The 18,078-nt window shown below is 35.2% G+C and carries 21 protein-coding genes and 1 pseudogene; 8 read left to right on the forward strand and 14 right to left on the reverse strand.

Annotation, left to right across the window (positions count from 1 at the left end; genetic code table 11):
• Window positions 1-74: 74 nt before the first annotated feature.
• Window positions 75-518, reverse strand: coding sequence for a molybdopterin-binding protein (locus WJM97_RS21020; protein ID WP_353930704.1), 444 nt, complete (start codon window positions 516-518; stop codon window positions 75-77).
• A 146-nt stretch (window positions 519-664) separates the two neighbouring features.
• On the opposite strand from WJM97_RS21020, the gene WJM97_RS21025 reads away from it, so the two are divergent.
• The 4 genes from WJM97_RS21025 to WJM97_RS21040 all read left to right on the forward strand — a co-directional run bounded on the left by WJM97_RS21025 (window position 665) and on the right by WJM97_RS21040 (window position 4,580).
• Complete coding sequence (locus WJM97_RS21025; RefSeq protein ID WP_353930705.1) at window positions 665-1,516, forward strand: DUF72 domain-containing protein; 852 nt, start codon at window positions 665-667, stop codon at window positions 1,514-1,516.
• A gap of 427 nt (window positions 1,517-1,943) precedes the next feature.
• Complete coding sequence (locus WJM97_RS21030; RefSeq protein ID WP_353930706.1) at window positions 1,944-2,771, forward strand: DUF2382 domain-containing protein; 828 nt, start codon at window positions 1,944-1,946, stop codon at window positions 2,769-2,771.
• A gap of 29 nt (window positions 2,772-2,800) precedes the next feature.
• On the forward strand, window positions 2,801-3,748 hold the full coding sequence (locus tag WJM97_RS21035; protein WP_353930707.1) for a DUF2382 domain-containing protein: 948 nt from the start codon (window positions 2,801-2,803) through the stop codon (window positions 3,746-3,748).
• A 361-nt stretch (window positions 3,749-4,109) separates the two neighbouring features.
• Complete coding sequence (locus tag WJM97_RS21040; RefSeq protein ID WP_353930708.1) at window positions 4,110-4,580, forward strand: DUF2382 domain-containing protein; 471 nt, start codon at window positions 4,110-4,112, stop codon at window positions 4,578-4,580.
• Window positions 4,581-4,631: 51 nt separating this feature from the next.
• Here WJM97_RS21040 and WJM97_RS21045 read toward each other — a convergent pair whose 3' ends face one another.
• The gene (locus tag WJM97_RS21045; RefSeq protein ID WP_353930709.1) at window positions 4,632-5,813 is read right to left on the reverse strand and encodes an MFS transporter; all 1,182 of its coding nucleotides are present in this window, start codon (window positions 5,811-5,813) and stop codon (window positions 4,632-4,634) included.
• An 86-nt stretch (window positions 5,814-5,899) separates the two neighbouring features.
• On the opposite strand from WJM97_RS21045, the gene WJM97_RS21050 reads away from it, so the two are divergent.
• Window positions 5,900-6,829: an ATP-sensitive inward rectifier potassium channel 10 gene (locus WJM97_RS21050; protein WP_353930710.1), complete on the forward strand. Its 930-nt coding sequence runs from the start codon at window positions 5,900-5,902 to the stop codon at window positions 6,827-6,829.
• A gap of 110 nt (window positions 6,830-6,939) precedes the next feature.
• Here the strand turns inward: WJM97_RS21050 and WJM97_RS21055 are convergent, their stop codons facing one another.
• The 7 genes and pseudogenes from WJM97_RS21055 to WJM97_RS21085 form a co-directional block, all read right to left on the reverse strand.
• Window positions 6,940-7,059 carry a photosystem II reaction center protein J gene (locus WJM97_RS21055; RefSeq protein ID WP_353930711.1) on the reverse strand — a complete coding sequence of 40 codons (120 nt, stop codon included), beginning with the start codon at window positions 7,057-7,059 and terminating at the stop codon, window positions 6,940-6,942.
• A gap of 55 nt (window positions 7,060-7,114) precedes the next feature.
• The gene (locus tag WJM97_RS21060; RefSeq protein ID WP_353930712.1) at window positions 7,115-7,234 is read right to left on the reverse strand and encodes a photosystem II reaction center protein L; all 120 of its coding nucleotides are present in this window, start codon (window positions 7,232-7,234) and stop codon (window positions 7,115-7,117) included.
• A gap of 9 nt (window positions 7,235-7,243) precedes the next feature.
• Complete coding sequence (gene psbF, locus WJM97_RS21065) at window positions 7,244-7,381, reverse strand: cytochrome b559 subunit beta (RefSeq protein ID WP_013190556.1); 138 nt, start codon at window positions 7,379-7,381, stop codon at window positions 7,244-7,246.
• Window positions 7,382-7,390: 9 nt separating this feature from the next.
• Window positions 7,391-7,639 (reverse strand): cytochrome b559 subunit alpha, encoded by a 249-nt coding sequence (psbE, locus tag WJM97_RS21070; protein WP_353930713.1) that lies wholly within the window; start codon window positions 7,637-7,639, stop codon window positions 7,391-7,393.
• A 100-nt stretch (window positions 7,640-7,739) separates the two neighbouring features.
• Complete coding sequence (locus WJM97_RS21075) at window positions 7,740-8,762, reverse strand: photosynthesis system II assembly factor Ycf48 (protein ID WP_353930714.1); 1,023 nt, start codon at window positions 8,760-8,762, stop codon at window positions 7,740-7,742.
• 126 nt (window positions 8,763-8,888) lie between these two features.
• Window positions 8,889-9,233, reverse strand: coding sequence for a rubredoxin (locus WJM97_RS21080; protein WP_353930715.1), 345 nt, complete (start codon window positions 9,231-9,233; stop codon window positions 8,889-8,891).
• Between the two features lie 233 nt (window positions 9,234-9,466).
• Window positions 9,467-9,577, reverse strand: a pseudogene (locus WJM97_RS21085) (IS630 family transposase); the annotation flags it as partial.
• Between the two features lie 1,248 nt (window positions 9,578-10,825).
• On the opposite strand from WJM97_RS21085, the gene WJM97_RS21090 reads away from it, so the two are divergent.
• Window positions 10,826-11,809 (forward strand): sucrase ferredoxin, encoded by a 984-nt coding sequence (locus WJM97_RS21090; protein ID WP_353930716.1) that lies wholly within the window; start codon window positions 10,826-10,828, stop codon window positions 11,807-11,809.
• Between the two features lie 70 nt (window positions 11,810-11,879).
• Here the strand turns inward: WJM97_RS21090 and WJM97_RS21095 are convergent, their stop codons facing one another.
• The 4 genes from WJM97_RS21095 to tcmP all read right to left on the reverse strand — a co-directional run bounded on the left by WJM97_RS21095 (window position 11,880) and on the right by tcmP (window position 14,897).
• Complete coding sequence (locus tag WJM97_RS21095) at window positions 11,880-12,161, reverse strand: type II toxin-antitoxin system RelE/ParE family toxin (protein ID WP_353930717.1); 282 nt, start codon at window positions 12,159-12,161, stop codon at window positions 11,880-11,882.
• Window positions 12,158-12,379: a hypothetical protein gene (locus WJM97_RS21100; protein ID WP_353930718.1), complete on the reverse strand. Its 222-nt coding sequence runs from the start codon at window positions 12,377-12,379 to the stop codon at window positions 12,158-12,160. The genes WJM97_RS21095 and WJM97_RS21100 overlap by 4 nt, the downstream gene beginning before the upstream one ends.
• A gap of 237 nt (window positions 12,380-12,616) precedes the next feature.
• The gene (locus WJM97_RS21105) at window positions 12,617-13,561 is read right to left on the reverse strand and encodes a radical SAM protein (RefSeq protein ID WP_353930719.1); all 945 of its coding nucleotides are present in this window, start codon (window positions 13,559-13,561) and stop codon (window positions 12,617-12,619) included.
• Window positions 13,562-13,598: 37 nt separating this feature from the next.
• Entirely contained in the window at window positions 13,599-14,897 is a 1,299-nt protein-coding gene (gene tcmP, locus WJM97_RS21110) for a three-Cys-motif partner protein TcmP (RefSeq protein ID WP_353930720.1), read from the reverse strand.
• A 232-nt stretch (window positions 14,898-15,129) separates the two neighbouring features.
• Here tcmP and WJM97_RS21115 point away from each other — a divergent pair, with 232 nt between their 5' ends.
• On the forward strand, window positions 15,130-16,329 hold the full coding sequence (locus WJM97_RS21115; RefSeq protein ID WP_353930721.1) for a Coenzyme F420 hydrogenase/dehydrogenase, beta subunit C-terminal domain: 1,200 nt from the start codon (window positions 15,130-15,132) through the stop codon (window positions 16,327-16,329).
• Between the two features lie 81 nt (window positions 16,330-16,410).
• Complete coding sequence (locus WJM97_RS21120) at window positions 16,411-16,788, forward strand: GxxExxY protein (protein WP_353930722.1); 378 nt, start codon at window positions 16,411-16,413, stop codon at window positions 16,786-16,788.
• Window positions 16,789-16,841: 53 nt separating this feature from the next.
• On the opposite strand, the gene WJM97_RS21125 is transcribed toward WJM97_RS21120, so the two are convergent.
• Complete coding sequence (locus tag WJM97_RS21125) at window positions 16,842-18,071, reverse strand: methionine gamma-lyase family protein (RefSeq protein ID WP_353930723.1); 1,230 nt, start codon at window positions 18,069-18,071, stop codon at window positions 16,842-16,844.
• Between the last annotated feature and the right edge of the window lie 7 nt (window positions 18,072-18,078).

Below are 18,078 nucleotides of genomic sequence, written 5' to 3' on the forward strand. Positions count from 1 at the left end.
TCGAAGCTTAATAAACAAAAACATCCCCGAATTATTCCAAAATATCGGGGATATTAATTCCCAAAACTAATTTTTTAATCTTTAGCAATAACAATATCATTAGACTTAATTACAGCATAGGCTTCTGCACCTTCAACTAATCCTAATTCCTCCGCAGATACCTTACTAATGATGGAAGTTAACTCAACTTTATGGACAATTTCTAAAGTTACTTCACTGTTTACAGTTCCTTTAGTAACTTGTTTCACAACACCCTTTAAAATATTACGAGAACTAACTTTTAATGGTTTTTTGGGAGCAATAATTTCTACTTCAGAAGTCTGAATTTCTACTTGTTGCTGAGGGGTTTGTTGTGATATTTGTGATTTTGTTTGCTCCGATTGTTTGTGTAAACCACGCACCAATTCCCGCAAAATCTCAGTTTTAGTCCGCTGAGAGTGTTGACAAAACTCTTCTAAAATTTTCCGTTCTTCTTCTGAGGTTTGGAATGTCACCCAACCTTGCTCTTTTCTAGGCATAAGTTTACCAAAAGCCTACCAATTTATTTGGTATTTATAATTATATAATCTCCATATAATCCTAGCAGGTACTGGCAGCGATTCATCATATATACTTGTATAATTAGAGAGAAAAAATACTCAAGCATTAAATCTATAAATTTTTCGTGAAATTCTTGATTGGTTGCGCAGTTTGGGCATATAAAGGTTGGGTGGGTGAACTTTATCCCCCAGGAACTCGTACTACAGATTTTTTAAATCTTTATAGTCGTCGCTTCACCACTGTGGAAGGTAATACAACTTTTTACGCTGTACCTAACCCAGAAACTGTTACCCGTTGGGTGCAACAAACACCTCCAGATTTTGAATTTTGTTTAAAGTTACCGCGAGATATCACCCATCAAAAATTACTGAAACCCCATATTCCCGCAGCTTTAGCATTTTTGGAAAGGATGCAGCCTTTAGGTAAAGGGTTGGGACCCATATTTGCCCAACTACCACCGAGTTATTCACCAGCTTTAATAGATGATTTACAAACGTTTCTGGAAGCATGGCCGCGTCAAGATGCACCTTTAGCTGTAGAAGTTAGACATCGTGAATGGTTTGAAGAACCTCATTTGAGTAATTTAACAACCTTATTAAAAGATTTGGGAGTTGGTCGAGTTTTATTAGATACTCGTCCTGTTTATACAGGGGAAAATGACCCACAATTAGCATCAGAAAGACGAAAACCTCAACTACCAGTGCAATTTTCTGTAACTGCACCTTTTACCTTAATTCGGTTTATTTCTCATCCGAGTTTATCAGTAAATCAGCCATTTATGGAAGAATGGGTAACGCAAATTCAGCAGTGGTTAAAAGCAGGAATTAAAGTTTATTTATTTGTCCATTGTCCCATTGAAGATATATCTCCTAATAATGCTCGTTATTTTCAACAATTATTAGAAAAAAATGGGTTAGAAATTCCGCCTTTACCTTGGAATAATTTGAGTCAATCTCATCAACTAAGTTTATGGTAATAATGAGTTATTTGATGATTTTTCATCGTCAAAATCAGGATATCCAGGATTTTAGGATTTACAGGATGATCTTTCTGCATATAGGAATAATATTTCTCTATAATTGAATATGAATTGAATATAATTTTCATATTTTTCTATCGGTATAATCTGCGCTTTTTCCCATGTAACTAAATAAGAAATAGCTAAATTATCTAAATTTGTGTATAAAATATCTGTAAATTATCAAATATAGAAATATTTAATTAAATGTAGTCATAAATAGTTAAACAAGTGACAGATTTTATTTTTTGCTCTTATTAATCAGAAGTATTAGCCATGAAAAAACATTATCTTACTTCTGAATTAAGTCATTAGCTAGAGGTTAAAAAAATAAAGTTTTTATAAGATGAGGTGTAAGTAGATTTTAAACAAAGGTAGATAAGATATGCCTCTTTATAAATTGGAAGATTTTGATCCTAACTATCGAGAAACCTTTGGTGGAGATGATATTAAATCCCTACATCTCTATACAGAAGGAGGAATGGAAGTTGGTGCAGTTGCTGATGTTTTAGTAGATAAACATGGGAAATTTCGCTATTTAGTTATTGATACCCATTTAGATTCAGTTGGTAAAAAAATCCTATTACCGATTGGATTATCTCGGATTAATTATCAAGCTGGACGTGTTTTTGTAGATGGACTCAGCAAGCAACAAGTAGAACATTTACCAGAATACAAAAAATATCTAGAAATTGATCATGAGTTTGAAGAAAAAGTTAGACAAGTTTATCGTCATCCAGAGGAGAGGAAAACTTATAACCGGGAAGATTACGACTATGAACAAGAACCAAGATTATATGGATTAAATGAAGAATATCATCAAAATTTCAGACTTTACGAAGAACATTTGATTGCTAATAAGCATCGTGTGAAAACTGGAGAAGTGGTAGTTGGTAAACATATTGAAACTGAAACTCAATCAGTGACAGTACCTATTGACAAAGAACGTGTTGTTATTAATAGAGTTAAACCAACAAATACTGCTAGTGTAGCTAATTCAAATGAAGTTAAATTTCAAGAAGGAGAAGTAGCACATATAGATGTGTATCAAGAAAATCCAGACATTCACAAAGAAACTTTTGTTAGGGAAGAAGTACGAGTTACAAAAGTAGTAGAACGGGATGTTGTCGAAGTCCAAGATATCATTCGGAGGGAAGAATTAGATGTTGATGCTTCCGATAATTTAAACATAGAAAACCAGCATTCAAAATAGATGGTAGAGAATAAGTGGAGAGAAATATCATGGTGCTACATAAATTAGAAGATTATCATCCAGAATATCTTGATACTTTTGAAAATCAAGACATCAAAGGTTTAGGAGTATATGTAGAAAGAACTGATGAAAAAATTGGTAAGGTGTATGATGCTTTGGTGGATGACGCAGGCAAGTTTCGATATTTAGTAGTTGAATTAGGTTTTTGGATTTTTGGTAAAAAAGTTTTATTACCAATTGGTAGGACTCGTATAGATCATAATAATAATAATAATCGAGTTTATGCCATTGGTTTAACAAAAGAACAAGCAGAAGAATTACCAGAATTTGACGAAAATACTATCACTGATTATGACTATGAAGAACAGGTAAGGGGAGTATATCGTCAATCTGATGTTTCTACTACTACATCTGTTGAAAAATCCGGTATCCTAGAGTCATCAACGCCTTTAGAAACATCTGGTGTATTAGAAACGCCAACTTATGTAGAATCTACAGAAACCACATCTTTACCAACCACTAAACCACCTTACACCCGTGATACTTATCGCTACGAACACGAACCAGATTTGTTTTCATTAAATGAACAAAATCATCAAACTTTGAAACTATATGAAGAAAGACTGATTGCTGATAAACATCGCCGCAAAATGGGGGAAGTAACAGTTAGTAAACACGTGGAAATGGAAACTGCACGAGTATCAGTACCAGTAGAAAAAGAACACATTGTCATTGAACATTTTATTCCTGAAAATGCAGATAAAGAAGTGTTTAGTGGTGAAGCTGACTTTCATGAAGGTGAAGTAGCTCGTATGGAAGTTTATGAAGAAACCCCAGAAGTGAGTAAAGAAACTTTTGTGAGGGAAGAAATCACAGTAAAAAAAGTTGTTGAGAGAGAAACTTTTCAAACTCAAGATACTGTGAGAAGGGAAGAGTTAGATGTAAATTCACCTAACTTACCGGTTGAAGAAAGGTAATTAGGAGTTGAGAATTAATAATTCATAATTCACATATTGTGTTTTACATGGGTTTATAACTCTAATATTCTAAAATAAGACAAGATATTTTAGCCTTTAAACCTAGATGTGAAACTAGATTAATATTTTAAATATGAATCTAGAATTATGAATTACTAAATTTTTAAACAGTCTGCTTATGCGGAGTAATTGATTTTTGAATACATAAAGAACTTCCATCTATTGTGAGGTACACACCTAGCGGGTAAGACTTCTACAAGCTCAGTTCAAGAATGCCCGCACTAAAAGGATTTTATAATTACAGTTTGTATCTAATTTTCACTAAATATGCTGTACTGAAATAATACTGAAATAATATTTAATGAACAACGAACATAGCCATACTAATTTATCTTCCGTAAATCATCGGGTAGAAAAGGAAAAAATAACTATTCCTCTCTTGGAAGAAAGATTGTTAATAGAAAATAAAAAACACAAGATAGGAGAGGTAATTATTCGCAAAGAAATTGAAACGCAGATAGTTCCAGTTTCTGTAAGAAGGGAAAAATTGATTATTGAACAAGTTAGCCCAGAATATCAGAAATTAGCAGAAATTGATTTAATCAATAAGGAAACAACAGAATTTATTAGTTTGGAGAAAGATTTAATTGTTAATGGAGAATTTACTTCTGCTAAAGTTGCTAGTTTGCTTTTAAATGCAATCGCTCAAGAAGAAAATCATGGATGTCAGCAAATCAAAGTCACAGTTGTTGTAGAGAATGAGTACCAGCAGCAAAAGTATCAAGAATGGTTTAATCACTGCTCTAATTCTGCTTCTACTTCTTCCTCTTAATTCAATAGTGGGCAATGCCCACTTTTTTAATTGGGTTTTAATTGGGTTTAATTAAAAATTACTAGGTGTATATTGCCGACGACTATAGATAGCAAAACCTAAAACTAAAAATGTTAGAAAACCAGCTAAATATAAAGGATAGCTGTATGTTATTGGCTGAGATTGATTCACAATCACACCAGCAATTACAGGACCTACACCATTAGAAATACTTAAATAAGAAGCATTCAAACCTAGTACAGTTCCCTGTTCTTCGGGTTTAGCATTGAGAGAAATTAAGGTGCTAATCATCGGTTGGACTAAAGCATTAAACAGAGAAAACATAATACTAACTACAACAAAATAATTAATGTTAGCCCAAACAGGCATTAACATAAATGCTGAACTTCTAAAAAATAACCCCAAAAATAATATTTTCACAACATCAAATTTATTTTTAAGAATAGAAATTCCCCAAGTTTGCATAATTACTCCTAATGTACCAAAGGTTAAAAATAAAAGTGTTAATCCTTGGTTATTTTGGTCTAACACTTTTAAAAAATAGGGTTGAAAGGCATAGGTAAACATTGTAAAAGTTGTGCCAATTAAGAAGTTTATTAATAGGAGAATACCAATTCCTGGCATTGCTAAACCTTTAATTAAATTGCCTAAACCCAAATCAAATATATTACCCGGTTTTTGAATTTGCTTGTCTAAAGTTTCTGGTAAAAATAAAATAGTCATTAACAAAGCCACAAAAGCCACTAACCCTGCGGCCAAAAAAGCCGCACCAATAGAAATCTGCTGTGCAAATAAACTCAAAGCAGGACCTAATACAAAACCTAAACCCATCGCCGCCCCATAAATACCAAATGCTTGGGCGCGGTTTTTTGGGCTTGTGATATCAGACATCACAGCTTGAGTGACAGACATATTACCACCTGTGATACCATCTAGGAATCTGGCAAAAAATAGCACCCAAGCGGCTGTAGCTGTTCCTGCAATGAGGTTAGCAATTACAGTACCAGCTAAACTAATTATCAGTAAAGGTTTACGTCCAAATCTGTCTGATAGTTTCCCAATTACAGGAGTAGCAAAAAACTGAGCGACAGAGTAAGTCGAAAATAGTAAACTGGTGTGAAAATCACTCAATTCAAATTGTTTGCCATAAAGGTAGATAATAGGAATTAAAATTGTGAAACTGAGGGAGTTAACAAAGACAATTAAAGAAGTAATCCAAAAAGTACGATTCATAAATGATTAATCATCAATAGCTTTAGCTGTAGGTCTAAATTTAACTTTAGGTATTTTATCACTTATTAGGCTTTTATTTACCAGCCATGAAACTGAGATTAAAGAAAATTTTAAAAAAACAAAAATCGCAGATTATTCCTAGAGTTCATATTAAAAATAACAATGGTAAATTTGAGGTTATGGGTATGGGTGCGTGGCATTCATACTGGCGTGATCCCTACCATTTATTATTAACAATTCCCTGGTCTGGTTTCTTGGCATTGACATTTATTTTTTATATAGCTATTAATATGCTGTTTGCATTAGCTTATTTGTTGGGAGGAGATTGTATTGCTAATGCTAGACCTGGTTCTTTTCCTGATGCTTTTTTCTTTAGTGTACAAACTTTAGCTTCTATTGGTGGCACTATGTACACTCAAACCACCTATGGACATATTGTAGTTACTATTGAAGCGATAATTGGCTTGATGGGGCTGGCGGTAATGACAGGTTTAGCCTTTGCTCGTTTTTCCCGCCCAACTGTCCGTGTAATCTTTAGTAATGTGGCTGTAATTACTCCCTGTGAGGGACTACCAACTCTGATGTTTCGGACTGCAAATCAGCGTCGCAACATGATTTTAGAAGCAAAAATTCGGGTGTATTTTATGCGTGATGAGATTACAGCAGAAGGTGAATTTACCCGACGTATTTATGATTTACCATTAGTGAGACATCAAACACCTAATTTTTCTTTATCATGGTCACTTATGCACACTATTGATACTTCTAGTCCTTTACATGGAATGACACCAGATTCACTTTTTCAAACCCATTCTTCACTAATAATTTCCTTGAGTGGCATTGATGAAACTGTGGCGCAAGTAGTCCATGCACGCCATAATTATACGGCTAAAGATATTATTTGGAATAGTAAATTTGTTGATATTATCCACCAAACTCCAGACGGACATCGCTATATTGATTATGAATATTTTCATGATGTTTTACCTCTGTCAATGTCAGAGAAAGAACAGTAAAACCAAAAATATTTTAAGTACCAATTAGCATTAAAAAATTAACCGCCTATCTGGGAAGACAGGCGGTTTTTTATTTTGGTTCTTAAACAAAAATGCCGATTAAGTTGGTATTACAATGAAGAACCAACACCAGCGTAAGCACCATAGAAAAAGATACCTACAACTGTAATTACACCTAAACCTGCGATTGTAGCGACAACCCACAGGGGAATTCTTCCACCTCCAGACATTGTTCTCTTCTCCCTTAAAAAAAAATCAACAGAAAGTTAATGATGACGATTCCAGTTAGTTAAAGAAGTAACTGGAGAATAGAATCCCTAGAACAAAAATCAATAAAAGTCCCAGGTACAAAGAAGTACGGTTTAACTCAACCGGTTGTTGATTAGGATTAGGATTTCTTTCCATGATTTTCTCCTAGCGTTGAATAAACTGCATTGCTGCGATCGCACCCAAAAAGAAGACTGTAGGTACACCTAAAGTGTGAACCGCAAGCCATCGGACGGTAAAAATTGGATAGGTAACTGGTTGATTGATGTTATTGCCGCTTGCCATGATATCAAACTACTTATTGATAAATGTTTCTACTTGCTTCTTAGCTTCGTATCTGTTGCTTACAATGGGTACTTCTTGACGTACTTGAGTAAAATACTCGTTAGGACGGGGTGTACCAAATACATCATAAGCCAGTCCAGTGCTGACAAATAACCAACCAGCGATAAATAAAGCTGGAATGGTGATACTGTGAATTACCCAGTAACGGATACTGGTAACAATATCGGAAAATGGACGTTCTCCAGTGGTACCTGACATTTAAATTACTACCTTCGCAAAAACTACTATTGAGTTTATTATCCTACAAAGTTTAGAAAGAGTTACAAGTTGCAACGTTCTTCTCAGAAAAGGTTATCACCTAAGCGGCCTCTGATTGAGAGGTTACTTCTGCATTTGGATTATATTTAAGCAAAACCCCATGATCACCGATGATAAAACCTTGATCAGGGCTAAAAAATACAATCTTGTACAAATTAGCGGCTACTTCTTCTACATCACGATCTTTTTCCCAAGTTTGGCCACCATCACTACTGCGGAGTAAGTTACCACTACCACCACCAATCCAGATTTCCTCTGGTGTCCGATAGGCTAAGTCTAGTAAACCCCAGCTAGTTGCTAGTTCTGGGTATTCTACATCTAGCCATTCTTCGGGTGATTCGGGATCACTAAATTGCACTTGACCACCTCTTGCTAATAACCACAGCTGGCCGTTATCAGCAAAACCCATATTTTCTAAACGTCTAGAACTGTTACGGTTATGGGGTTCCCAAGCTTCCATACCTGGTTTCCAAAAGGAGTAAAAACTACCTTTGGCGGAAACAGCAATATATTTACCATCAGGCGATCGCTCTAAGTTCCGCATCACACCCACAGCAGCCTCTACCTGCGCCTTCCAGTTTAAACCACCATCTGTAGTTTTATAAATAGCTCCTACATCAGTCACCATCTCTGCCTCGTTTTCACCCAATGCTGTCACCATAATTGGGCTACCAGGCAATTTAGCACTTAGAGGTAAGTTAGACCAAGATTTACCCTCATCGGTGGTGTGTAGTAATACAGAAGGTTCACCAACTATCCAACCTTCTTTACCTGCAAAACTGACAGAATCAAACCGAGATTTTGGATCATCAACTGCTAATTCCAGAGGATGCCAAGTTTCACCACCATCATTGGTTTCCAACAGAGTCGCATTACCACCGACGATATAACCATGTTGAGGATCACCAGTAAAAGCAATGTCAAACAGTTTTTCCTCTGTAGCTACATTAATAACTTCCCAAGGATTAAACGTTGTTGAGGGAACTTTACTACAGCCAATACAGGCTAAGACGACTATTAACGCGGCAAATATTCCTTGCCATTTTTTAACAATTGAACGCATCAGTATTTTGTTAGTATTTATTGAAAATTGAATTAAGAAACAGGGAACAGGGAACAGATAATTTTTTATTCTCCCCCTCACCCACTCACCCACTCACCCCATCTCCCCGTCACCCCAAAGGAGATATTACTGTAAGCCGTAAAGACTGATAAAAAACAAGAATCCCAGGGCTAATGCGCCAAATATTAAGATGTTCTTTTGCCCTGGTGTGAGTTTGTTTACACCTAAGCCGTAGCTTAAATTTTCCTTGAAACCAGATGCTGTACCCGCAGGACCGATGTTAGCAAAAGCTACTTTTTTGGCCGTGCAAACTGGACACTTCCAATTGAGCGGTAATTCAGGAAAAGGTGTTCCAGCGGCAATATCATATTTGTCGTCCCCCTTCTCAGGTTCATAAACATAACCGCAGGCGCGACACTCATAACGGTCTAGCTCCTGAGTCTCAAGAGCTTCTTCAGCTTGTTCACTCATGGCTGGGTTCTCCTAGAGAGAAAATCTTAAAGATACGTTACAAATTATGACATAATTGTCAGACTTTTCTATAACAGTAATTTTATATGTGTACTCTCATTGATGATTGAATTAATGCAGTACCTAAAGCGACAACACACAGCATAAAATGATATTGGCCTTCAATGAGGACTTGGGGTGGGATAATGGAATTGTTGCGATCGCTCAATATTTCAGATTTAGAACCGTTTCTAGCTTAATAAAATACAATGCGCTCTGTGTCTAACTTGAGAATGTAAACTTTCTTGATATATTCTTTCTAGTAATTTGGCTCCATCAAAGTTCAAATCTCTAATAAATCGCATCTTTTTCTCTTTATTACTATTAATAATTTATCTTATCAATTTATTTTTATAATGTATAATTAATTTTGCATGGGTACTTAAAATTAACGCCATAATCCCTAGTTGGTAATTAGTAATTGATGAAAGAAAACCAGCCTGACCAATAATTCCTTAATATTACAAGTCCTTAAAATTATCCGTAATCGAATGACCCATTACCGATTAACTATTTTCATTATCTGGTCAATGACTGGAAACTTTTGATCAATAACTTCTTAATTGTTGACAAATTCCTCAATTTATCCACTTTATCAATCCCAAATTCACAATCTGAAATCTAGCTAAACTCACCTGTTCATAGCTGATGGGTTATTTATGAGATTGGAATATCTAATGATTATTTTATTCAATAATGGATAAACTCATGTAATCTGGTAAATATGAGAAAAATTTGCAAGAAGCTAAATTTTCTCTACTTACTTGCTTTTTTGATCAAATTCAGTTACAGTTGATACAAATCTGCTAATTTTTAGCATAACTACACACTTTCAGGGTTTTAACAGCTAATTAAACTCAAACAGGGTACAAATGGAGAAAAACAGAGTTTTTATCTCTTGTATCATTCATTTTAGTTGGTTTTTATTTTCACCGGAATCAAAATTTACTGCTTTTAACTCCCCTCTAATTTTTTTGAATAAAATTACATCTACTGTGTTTTTTTATAGCTAGTTGAGAATAATTTTTAATATGCTTGTAAGATTTGAGAGATTTTCTGCCTGTGAAAGTCAACCCTTGGATAGACAGACAAAAGTAATTAATGAGGATATTTATAATTTAGATTTAAGAAAAACTTAACAAATAAATCAGATGGTTACTAATATTACTACTTGGATTTTACCGATATTCATAAACTCAGTAAATACCAGTATTATCAGTATAAATCAAATACAAAATAAGAAGATTTAATTAGTGAAAAATAAACAATGTTGATCGGCATTAAGTATGTAAAATTAACTCAAAAAATCAATAAAATCAATTACATGGCTAACATTTTCATTGCGGATTCATTAATTAAAAACAATTCACTAAATGCTGAGATTTATAAAGAGATGAATTATTAACCGGAAAAACTTTCAAAAAGTAGAAGCTTATAGAAGAGAGAAATGTATTTAGCTACTAAAGTTTATTAACATCAAAATTAGTAACTAGAAACACCATTTCACATTTTCATCACCTTTGACAATCAAATCAAAACTTGAGCAAAGATATATGAAGAATTTTTTCTGTTCCGATTATTCCCGACAAGTAGGAGAAGAAATTATAGGTAGTGCTACCAACTACCAAACCTACATATTAGTAGAATGTCCCACCCCTTGGATGACAGAAGCATTTAATTCCAAATGGGTTCCCAAGAACTTACAAAAGTTAGCGAAAGAAGTACATCGTAGTAAACAACCAATTAGATTTTTATTAATAGCTAACGATGAATCACACAAAGTCCAAGAAACAACAGTATTGATTTATCACAAACCAGAAGGTTTAAGTAATAGCTATCAAAAGCAAGAATTTAAAGTACCCAATATAGAAAAAGTAGCAGAAGTTGTGGAGAAATGGTTATCAGGAGAACCACCCGATTATCAAATAGAAAATAATATCAACAGAGACATTTTAATTTGTACACATGGTAGTTATGATCAATGTTGTGCTAGATACGGAAATCCATTTTATTTTCAGGCTAAAAATACTATTTCTGACTTACAATTTAATCATATAAGAATTTGGAGATCCAGTCATTTTGGTGGACATCGTTTTGCACCCACAGCAATAGACTTACCGGAAGCAAGATATTATGGAAAATTAGATCAAGATTCTTTTAAATCTATTTTAACTAAAACTGGTGATATTCAATTTTTAGAAAAAGTGTATCGTGGTTGGGGAATTTTACCCCCTGCATTACAGGTTTTAGAAAGAGAAATAATATTTAGTCAAGGATGGAAATGGTTTGAGAACAAAGTAGCAGGTAAGATATTACAGCAAAGTTTAGATAACAATACAATTTTAGCAGAATTGAGTTTTGAAACTCCTGCTGGTGCTTTCTATGCTTATGAAGCTAAACTGGTAAAAGACGCAGTGAAAACCCAAGTTTTAAAGAGTTCTTGTCATGCAACCCAAGAATGTGTAGTTGTTAAATATGCAGTAGCTAGTTTGGGTTTAGTTGAGAGAAGAATTCCTAGTTATGCAAATAGTCATTAGTAGAAAATAATTATGGAGGGTTTATCAATGCTAAACCCCTACAAAAATTTATGACAATTAAAACAACATTTTAAATCATCTGTTTAGGAAAATAGCGATAAATTTCTTTACGGTGTAAAACTCTTTCAAAAATTAATGTTTCACCATCAAAAATAATTCCCAGACGATAATCACCTATACTAATACGATAAGCATTATCATATCCTTGAAGTTTTTTAATATTCGTTATTTCTAAAAAACTTGATATTTCGATGATTTCTTCAAAAGCAAACTTTTTAATAGACTCATAGTAAGGTGTACTTTTGAGTGCTTTAAGGTCTTTAATAAAACTGGGTAGATACTGGGTCTTCACTCTTTTTCTAATTCTGCTAATGCTTGATCAAAATTTAAAGGAGTTTCACTTTCTACTTCTTTCATTGCTAAAATAAGTCCTTCGTCTTCTAGTGCTTCTAGCAAGCGTAAGTATTCTTGAAAATCCATGACTACTTTTTTGATATTACCTTCAATATCAGTAATTAATTCCTCAGCAAAGGGATATTTATTAGTTTGTATTTGGTCTGTATTATTCATAGAGTTAATATATTACTTTTGATATTGTAGCATAATCCATTTTTTACCATCATCATGATATCACTACCGTCAAGAAATGATAGCGAAGCGTGGCGTAAGCTATATTTCATGGCTAATAGCGAAACTCAGCTAAAGCTGAATAAAGATTGATATTTATTGAGTCTATTTTAAGATATAAAATTGCTACATAAATTAATTACTAAAATATTATTCATAAGGATATTTTTCTACAAGTCTCTATTTGCTATCCCATTGCTCTATGGTTGGTCTATATAACCAATTATCAATTTTTTCTTCACTCACAAAACCTTTTAAAGAAGGATCTGGCCAAATGTGTAGTCTATCCAAGCAACCAACTTGTTGAGCAGCTATTTCAATATCGTTCCATTGCTTAACAAAATTTTCTGCCCAAGATTGCCTACTCATAATTGATTTTGCAAAATCTAGACCAGCCGCTAACATTCTTTTTCCATTTGTTCCTCTAGCGTTAATTGGTTCCCAAAAAATTACTTCTGGGTTAATTTTCATAAATTGATCTAAATTAAACTTAAAATTTTCTAAAGTCATCATAGGAGGGGTTGGAGCCATAGCTACATATAAACGACATTTGGCTTCATATCCTTTTTGCAATGCTTTGTATCTATCAGATGATAAAGGTGCTTGTGGTTCAATTTTTTTTAGTAATTCATCATCTATGCAAGGAATACTCATTCCTAGAGATATGTTTGGATTAATCAAGATATCCAGATCATTTTGCCATAACAATCCACGAGTTAAAACTCTTACATTTTTATTGTGTTTAATTAGAACTTCTAATGTTTTACGAGTAATTTCTGCTGTTTTTTTGTTTTGATATGGATCTGTTCCAGAGCAAAGCAAAATAACTCCTTTACCAGAAGGTGTTTCTTCCCACTTTCTTTTTCTTTTTAATATTTGATCTAATTTTTCAGGAACTTCTTCCCTAATGAATAGATACTTACCCCAGTCTAACTGAGGATTTTCTACACCTTTGTGATGTAATTTTTTTTGTTGAGTTCTAATACTTGGTGTTGAAGGAACGTAGCAAAATGTACATCCATGTAAACAACCAGAAGCGATATTAACTACATAATCACATAAACTCTTCTTGTTTAATGCACTTTTTTGTAGTGGATTGATTATTGTTTCAGTTCCAGTAATCATGATTTTATTATATGTTTATTTGTATCTTAGAAATTATTTAGGATATATAACCACGCATATTAAATAAAATTGGTTGTGGTGATACTTTAATTATATCCCCATTTTCTAATTTTTTACTATTTGTTTTTTTACCTTTCCTAATGACTTCTATCTCTTTAGCTTCTCTCAAGAAACTAAGATATTCAAAATATTGTTGTCTAGTTGCTGGATTCCTTTCCATTGTTTTATTGCATAAGTCTTGAAACGAAATTCCATTTGGACTATTATGTATAATTTTATCTAAATCTTTACTTAATCTATGGATGCAAGCCGTTTGACTATCTTGATTAATATCTAATTTTAAATCTAACTGATTATCTTCATAAAATAGTGCTGCTTTAAATCCAAATCCATAAATATCATAGTGATATTGATAATTTAAATTATTAAATTTCCAACTACCATCTTTCATTACTTCTAACGCCCTTAAATGATTACAGATATGAAATAAATAGTATAAAACTCTATCATTATTTTTAGGCATCATCGCAAAAGTAATTATTTTTTTCGCATTACCTCTACTTCTAAATAATCTCATGAATTCATTCCTAAATTCTGCTTGTTCTCCAAAAGTATCTAATGTTTGAAAATGATTTAAATCGAAATAGCCATCTGTTTCCAATACTTTTGCGAAAGTGTCTCTTGCTTGCCATTTTGGATCATAAATAAATCTTTTAATGAAATCAATCATAAATGTATAAATAATTTCTGATTTATTGAGATTATTTATTTTTCTAAAACTCTCCATAGAAACATCAGACCAACCAAAGGGGTCTAGAAAAAATAATGAATGTCCCTTTCTATTGTCAGCTTGAAAAATACAGTAATTCACTTTATTTTCAAACTCATCAGTAATAAACTCACACTGTTCTGTTCTTTCTCCAAATTCACTTTTAAAAGTGTGTTGTTGTTCATCAGATAATTGCTCTAATCCCGCTTGAGACATCGCAGCATTTTTTAAACATTCTAAATGTTCTTTTCTCTTATCTATAAAAATAAATTTAACATTTAAAGGATAAGTTCTTTCTGATTTTAAATAACCTTTTCGGACAGCATTAATTAAACGAATAGGTGAACCAAACCAAATACTATTCGACTCTCTATCATTGTAAATACCACCACCAGAAAAACCATCAATGATAGTAAAATTTGTAACGCCACGACGACCTGTACGGTGAAGTGTATAAATTAAATCCGTTACATATTGTTCTGTTAGTAGATGTTTAGTTTTTGTATGCTGTTCAATCTCAGGAATTGTTTTACCATCAGCAGACCACTTGGTATCAGAATTATTCACAATTGATTATCCTTGTTTTACACTTAGGCTCAAGATGATTGTGTAACTAATCTAAGATTATACAAATTTAAATACTTAGTGTGTATAAAAGGTACAAGTATTAGTTTTTTTAATATTCTTTGTACACTTGTACTTTTGTATATCAAACCTCTTACCCAAATCAAACCACCCACATCACAACCCCAAACGGTAAGGTAATAAAAGCGATATTCAAGAAAAATAAACAAAATAAATGACATCCATAGACACCAACAAACACAAAAAAGCCAAAGCCCTCAAACCCGGAAGCGTCCGCCCCGCCAAAGAACTCTGTAGCGAATGCGGACTATGCGATACCTACTATATCCACTACGTTAAAGAAGCGTGCGCCTTCATTACCCAAAGAATAGACGAACTAGAAACCACCACCCATAACCGCCCCCGCAACCTGGAAAACGAAAACGAACTATATTTTGGCGTACATCAAGAAATGATAGCCGCCCGCAAACAACAACCCATCGAAGGCGCGCAATGGACAGGAATAGTTAGCACCATCGCCATAGAAATGCTTAACCGGGGCTTAGTCGAAGGCGTAGTCTGTGTCCAAAACACCAAAGAAGACCGCTTTCAACCCATGCCCATCATCGCCCGCACCCCCGAAGAAATACTAGCAGCCAAAGTAAATAAACCTACCCTATCCCCCAACCTCTCCGTATTAGAAGAAATCGAAAAATCAGGAATGAAACGCCTATTAGTCATCGGAGTAGGTTGTCAAATCCAAGCATTACGAGCCGTCGAGAAAAAACTCGGACTAGAAAAACTCTATGTCCTGGGTACACCATGCGTAGATAACGTTACCCGCGCCGGACTGCAAAAATTCCTAGAAACCACCAGCAGTTCCCCCGAAACCGTGGTTAGCTACGAATTTATGCAAGACTTCCGGGTACATTTTAAACACGAAGATGGTTCAGTAGAAAAAGTCCCCTTCTTCGGCTTAAAAACCAACGTATTAAAAGATATCTTCGCCCCATCATGTATGAGTTGCTTCGATTACGTCAACTCCCTAGCAGACATAGTAGTGGGATACATGGGCGCACCCTTCAACTGGCAATGGATAGTAGTCAGAAATGATACAGGGAAAGAAATGTTAGAACTCGTCAAAGATCAACTTTACACCCAGCCAGTCACCTCCAAAGGAGACAGAAAAGCCGCCGTCCAACAAGGTATCAAAGCCTACGATGATGCAGTTACCTTACCCATGTGGGTAGCGAAATTAATGGGAGTCGTGATAGACAAAATCGGACCCCAAGGATTGGAATATGGGAAATTTTCGATGGATTCCCACTTTACAAGAAACTACTTATATGTTATGCGGAATCATCCAGAGAAATTAGAAGATCATGTACCGGAGTTTGCGAAGCGGATCGTAGCGCAGTATAAATTACCGGATTAAGAAATATTTCGCGCAAAGACGCAGAGGAGCAAAGGCGCAAAGATAATAAGAAGATACAAAGTTAAGAAGAAGGAGCAGAAGATGACGGAGAATGAAATAGCGACTCAGGTTGTTGATGCTGCGTATAAGATTCATACTAAGTTGGGTCCTGGGTTGTTTGAATCTGTGTATGAGACTGTTTTGGCTTATGAGTTGGAAAGTAGAGGTTTACAGGTAGCAAGACAACAAGCAATACCTGTAGTTTATGAAAGTGTTCATTTGCAGGAAGGGTTTCGGGCAGACATAATAGTTGAAAACAAAGTCATCATTGAAATCAAATCCCTAGACACCCTTCACCCCGTCCACAAAAAACAACTCACCACCTATCTCACCCTTGCCAATAAACGCCTTGGCTTACTCATCAACTTCGGTGAAGTCCTCATCAAAGACGGCATCAAACGCATAGCCAACAAACTTTAACCCTTCTCTTCCTTCGCGCCTTTGCTCCTTAGCGTCTCTGCGCGAAACTCTTCTTAACTTTCTCCCACAGCCTCAATAGCAGCCTGTAACGCCAAAGATACATGACTCCAATGTGTACCACCTTGGCAATAAACAATATAAGGTTCTCGCAAAGGGCCATCTGCTGATAACTCCAAGGTACTACCCTCAATAAAAGTCCCCCCAGCCATCACTACCTTACTTTCATATCCCGGCATCGCATCAGGAACAGGGTCTAAATAAGAACCAATGGGCGAATACTGTTGAATCGCTTTACAAAAGGCAATCAGTTTTTCCGCTGAACCTAGTTTAATAGCTTGGATCACATCTCCCCTTGGTGCTAAGGGTGCAGGGTTGACAGGATAGCCAAGTTTATCAAATACATATCCTGTTAAATATGTTCCTTTCATTGCTTCCCCTACCATTTGGGGGGCTAAAAATAATCCTTGGAAGAGGAGGCGGTTTTGATCAAAGGTTGCCCCTCCTTCACTACCTATTCCTGGGGCTGTGAGTCTACAAGCTGCTGCTTCTACTAGGTCGGCTTTTCCGGCTATGTATCCTCCGGCTGTGACTAATGTCCCACCAGGGTTTTTGATTAATGACCCGGCCATCAGGTCTGCACCTACGTGGGTTGGTTCTTTGGTGTCTATAAATTCTCCGTAGCAGTTGTCAACGAAACATACGGTGTTGGGGTTTTGCTGTTTGACGATTTTGACAATTTTTTCAATGTCAGCTATGGAAAGGCTAGGTCGCCATGAGTAGCCGCAGGATCTTTGAATTAAAACTAGGCGTGTATTATCTTTAATTGCGGTACTTAAAGCTGCCCAATCTATTTTTCCTTCTGGGGTTAGTTCTAGTTGGCGGTATTTTATGCCAAAATCAATAAGAGAGCCTTGGTTTTGACCACGCAAGCCAATGACCTCTTCCAGAGTATCGTAGGGAGAACCGACAACTGCTAACATTTCATCCCCAGGACGGAGTACGCCATATAGCGCACAGGCGATCGCATGAGTTCCTGAAACAATCTGTACTCTCACTATGGCGGCTTCTGCTCCCATCACTTCGGCAAAAACCTGGTCTAAGGTTTCTCTCCCTAAGTCATCATGTCCATAGCCGCTAACACCTGCAAAATGGTGCGCTCCCACACGATGATGACGAAAAGCATTCAGAACTCTTTGAAGATTTTGCTTGACCTGAGTGTCAATAACATAAAAAAATTCTAATAGTGCCTGTTCTGCTTCCCGCAGCTGATCTATGCTGTTCATTGTTTCC

The organism is Okeanomitos corallinicola TIOX110 (assembly GCF_038050375.1).
In the GTDB taxonomy this organism is placed as follows: Bacteria; Cyanobacteriota; Cyanobacteriia; order Cyanobacteriales; family Nostocaceae; genus Okeanomitos; species Okeanomitos corallinicola.

Coding starts and splice junctions, on each gene's coding strand:
- psbE (WP_353930713.1), bottom strand. CDS start 7,639: ATGTCAGGTACCACTGGAGAACGTCCATTTTCCGATATTGTTACCAGT.
- WJM97_RS21055 (WP_353930711.1), bottom strand. CDS start 7,059: ATGTCTGGAGGTGGAAGAATTCCCCTGTGGGTTGTCGCTACAATCGCA.
- WJM97_RS21045 (WP_353930709.1), bottom strand. CDS start 5,813: ATGAATCGTACTTTTTGGATTACTTCTTTAATTGTCTTTGTTAACTCC.
- WJM97_RS21040 (WP_353930708.1), top strand. CDS start 4,110: ATGAACAACGAACATAGCCATACTAATTTATCTTCCGTAAATCATCGG.
- WJM97_RS21105 (WP_353930719.1), bottom strand. CDS start 13,561: ATGATTACTGGAACTGAAACAATAATCAATCCACTACAAAAAAGTGCA.
- WJM97_RS21035 (WP_353930707.1), top strand. CDS start 2,801: ATGGTGCTACATAAATTAGAAGATTATCATCCAGAATATCTTGATACT.
- WJM97_RS21100 (WP_353930718.1), bottom strand. CDS start 12,379: ATGAATAATACAGACCAAATACAAACTAATAAATATCCCTTTGCTGAG.
- psbF (WP_013190556.1), bottom strand. CDS start 7,381: ATGGCAAGCGGCAATAACATCAATCAACCAGTTACCTATCCAATTTTT.
- WJM97_RS21115 (WP_353930721.1), top strand. CDS start 15,130: ATGACATCCATAGACACCAACAAACACAAAAAAGCCAAAGCCCTCAAA.
- WJM97_RS21080 (WP_353930715.1), bottom strand. CDS start 9,233: ATGAGTGAACAAGCTGAAGAAGCTCTTGAGACTCAGGAGCTAGACCGT.
- WJM97_RS21050 (WP_353930710.1), top strand. CDS start 5,900: ATGAAACTGAGATTAAAGAAAATTTTAAAAAAACAAAAATCGCAGATT.
- WJM97_RS21120 (WP_353930722.1), top strand. CDS start 16,411: ATGACGGAGAATGAAATAGCGACTCAGGTTGTTGATGCTGCGTATAAG.
- WJM97_RS21030 (WP_353930706.1), top strand. CDS start 1,944: ATGCCTCTTTATAAATTGGAAGATTTTGATCCTAACTATCGAGAAACC.
- WJM97_RS21075 (WP_353930714.1), bottom strand. CDS start 8,762: ATGCGTTCAATTGTTAAAAAATGGCAAGGAATATTTGCCGCGTTAATA.
- WJM97_RS21090 (WP_353930716.1), top strand. CDS start 10,826: ATGAAGAATTTTTTCTGTTCCGATTATTCCCGACAAGTAGGAGAAGAA.
- WJM97_RS21060 (WP_353930712.1), bottom strand. CDS start 7,234: ATGGAAAGAAATCCTAATCCTAATCAACAACCGGTTGAGTTAAACCGT.
- WJM97_RS21020 (WP_353930704.1), bottom strand. CDS start 518: ATGCCTAGAAAAGAGCAAGGTTGGGTGACATTCCAAACCTCAGAAGAA.
- WJM97_RS21125 (WP_353930723.1), bottom strand. CDS start 18,071: ATGAACAGCATAGATCAGCTGCGGGAAGCAGAACAGGCACTATTAGAA.